Source organism: Tardiphaga sp. GW822-FHT04G09 (genome assembly GCF_058800725.1).
This window is the reverse complement of record NZ_JBXAMO010000056.1, coordinates 1-738: the sequence shown is the minus strand read 5'-3', so window position 1 is coordinate 738 and position 738 is coordinate 1. Positions and strand designations below refer to the sequence as shown.

Below are 738 nucleotides of genomic sequence, written 5' to 3'. Positions count from 1 at the left end.
TGTCGGCATGTGCCGTCGGTACGTCGTCGATGATGGTGATGTTGATGGTCCCGGTCGTGGTGTTGCCGTTCGCATCCGTCACCTTGTAGGTGAACGTCTCCGCAGGGCTCACCGTGTCGGTGCCGTTGTTCGCCGCAGTCTCCGTATACGGCTTGGTCAGCGTATAGACATAGCTGCCGTCATCGTGGACCACGATCGTGCCGTAGGTCCCCGCCGTCGCAGCATTGCCGCCGGTCGCCAGCGCATAATGCAGCGTCCCGGCCCCGCCGGTCGCAGCCAGCTGGTTGCTCGCATCCGTCTCCGCCGTCGAGGCCGGCAGCGAACCGGTCACCGTACCGGCCGCAAGGTCCGCACCATCAACCACCAGGTCCAGCGCGTTCTCGTTCACCGTCACGTCGTTGTTCGCCGGCGCGACGATCGTCACGTCCGCGAGGTTGATGGTCAGCGTCGTCGTCGACAGATCGCCGTCGCCGTCCTTCACCGTGTATACGAACACATCCGTCGTGTTCGACGTGATGTTGTCCGCCGTCGAGTGATAGCTGTAGCTGCCGTCACCGTTCAGTGTCAGCGTGCCATGCAGGCCGGCGATGCTGCCGCCCACGCCCGTCGTCACCGCCGTCGTGGTGTCGAGGCCCGCCGCACGGACCCCGACCACGCCGGCCGCCAGGCCATCCGCACCCGCGATGTCATTCGCCAGCACGCCGGCCGCCGCACTCACCGTCAGCACGCCGCCTTCCG

General features: G+C 66.5%; 1 protein-coding gene. It reads right to left on the bottom strand.

Features of this window, described 5'->3' with window-relative positions:
• Nucleotides 1-738, bottom strand: a 738-nt coding sequence (locus tag AC1RLZ_RS31165) for a cadherin-like domain-containing protein (RefSeq protein WP_493191815.1), incomplete at both ends; no start/stop codon positions are given.